This window comes from Paenisporosarcina sp. P5_A11, assembly GCF_056400705.1.
In genome coordinates this window covers 1-2,347 of record NZ_JBFUKT010000288.1, presented here as the reverse complement: position 1 = coordinate 2,347, position 2,347 = coordinate 1, and the positions used below count along the sequence as shown (strand labels likewise).

The window sequence follows — 2,347 nt, the reverse complement described above, 5'->3', positions numbered from 1 at the left end:
ATAGATTTTCTCTTCCCCCTTCGTTCTTCACAATGAATGAATGTTTTAGTAACATTACACCCTTAAATATAAAAGTTACATCAAGTTGTAATAACTGGGTATTGGGGTAATCGCAATTATTCAAACTTAAAAATGTATATTGGGACCTACTTTTTTATTTTTATTACATTACGAAGGAACCTTCCTAATAACGATAAGTAAGGATTATATATCCAAATTAAACACCTGTAATATTATTATTATTCAATATAATATATAAATTAAAAATTATTAGATTATACTACTAGTATGACATTTGACTTCACCAAAGGTTGTAGTACATTTCAAAGCTACTAATTGCAACAAAAGTATTAAAATTCAATTAAGTAGTAAAGAACCTTACATAAATTACCCCAATTAACTTAAAATATTAATATGTATATCTATAAAAGGTACCTAAGACCTAAAAAAAATGACTTTTATTGTTTGTTGTTTTAAACTAAAAAGCGTGATAGTTATTTAAGTCAATTTACAATGATTCACTGAAAAATATCCCTCTCCCCTTCCAGTCTATTCCGATTTGTCCGGTACACCTTGCATCGTAATGACAATATTCATGTGATTGTATTGCAAATCACAATCAYTGACAAACTCAATTTATCTGTTTATTTAAAGTTGAATAAGTAGAAACACATCTGCCTAAGGGGGCTTATCTATGTACGAGGGGAAAATAATTAAATTTTACCGCAAAAAAGCGAAATTAACTCAAGAACAACTAGGGAAAGGCGTTTGTTCAGTCACTCATATAAGCAAAATTGAAAGGGGATTAACTGAGTATTCCCCTGAAATAACTATTTTGTTGTCAAAACGGCTTAAAATAAATATAGAAAAGGAGCTTGCAAATTTAACGAACTTGAAAATAAAGCTCGATTATTGGCATGAGGTTATCATTTCACAAAACATGCAGGAGGCATTACGTATTTATAAGGAACTAGCAAACAATAAATTGTTCGAAATATCTGAACATATTATTTACTATGATTTACTTAAGGCAAAATATTATTTAAGACAAGGTGATACAAAAAAAGCACAAAAGCTAATTGAACAAATTCAATTAAACCCTAATAATTTATCTGTTTATGAAACAAACTTATTCAAACATATACTCGGACTTTACTATATGTCTATTGATGAACATATAAAATCAATAGACATATTTAATAGTATTGATTATAAAAGTTATACCAACCCTTCTGTCTACTATGACTTGGGAGCAGCATACCATAATGTTCATTCACCGGTTCTTGCGTATTATTACGCAGAAAAAGCACTTAATTACTTTAAGACAACAAATCATTTCTTACGTATTATAGATACTGAAAATTTTATGCTTATACAAGTAGAATCCGATCAATACCGTAACTTTAAAAATACAATTGAACAATATGAAAACTTGATTAAACTTTGTGATCTTTGCAACGCCTCTGATAAAAAGGCAAAGGTGCTTCATAATTTTGCATATGAGCACTTGAGAAGAAAGAAATATCAAATCGCTGGAAGGCTATACAAAGAATCAATGGAATTAAAAGACAATAAGTCGACTCTCTATTTATTGTCTTTAGAAGGTTATATTAGTAGTGGTCTCAAAGGAAAGTTTTTACCGAAAGAAGAATTGCTGAGGCTCGTTAACGAGGGCATGACGATCGCGACTGAAAATAACGAAGCACTGTATAAAGTTATTTTCACCTTGCATCAATTTTCGATTCTTCAACAGGAAGAAAGCTATTATAGTTATTTAATTAATAATGTTTTGCCCTATTTTAAGAGTCACGGTTACACAATGATTGCACAAAGTTATGATCGAGATCTTTATAATTATTACATTAGAATAGGAAATATGGAAAAAGCGTTTGAAATAGCAGACATTATTATTAATAATGAACTTGAAGATTAAGTTCCCTGTCAACTGATATCCCTCTGGCTCATCAATATTAGCCGCATTGACCATATTTCGTAGCAAAAGAGGGATTATAAGAAATAAGCCAAGTTCATCCAATAGTGGCCTGTTGGCTCAATTCCAACGATAACATCTGCTTTCTTAGCTTCCTTCATCGTTTGACAAATCTTTTCATACAAACGTTCAAAGCCTTCTTTTAATTGATGTACCGTAAAGGCTTTTCAATCACACGCCCTCGTTCATCGACAAAACACGCGTAATGAACACGCTTGGCAATATCCATACCGACAACGAGTGTATTTTCAGTCACTAGATTAATTTTTTCATTGCATTTAAACTGCATAGAGAAGTCCTCCTTGTTTGATGATGGGTCAATTTCGACGTTGACACTCAGCATCATACTAGAGGGCT

1 protein-coding gene and 1 pseudogene are annotated in these 2,347 nt (G+C 31.2%); one reads left to right on the top strand and one right to left on the bottom strand.

Going from position 1 to position 2,347, the window contains the following annotated elements; genetic code table 11:
* Positions 1–694 precede the first annotated feature (694 nt).
* The gene (locus tag AC1DOS_RS19390; protein WP_477538817.1) at positions 695–1,933 is read left to right on the top strand and encodes a helix-turn-helix domain-containing protein; all 1,239 of its coding nucleotides are present in this window, start codon (positions 695–697) and stop codon (positions 1,931–1,933) included.
* A 77-nt stretch (positions 1,934–2,010) separates the two neighbouring features.
* Here the strand turns inward: AC1DOS_RS19390 and AC1DOS_RS19385 are convergent.
* A pseudogene (locus tag AC1DOS_RS19385) lies at positions 2,011–2,279 on the bottom strand (IS110 family transposase); the annotation flags it as partial.
* Positions 2,280–2,347 lie beyond the last annotated feature (68 nt).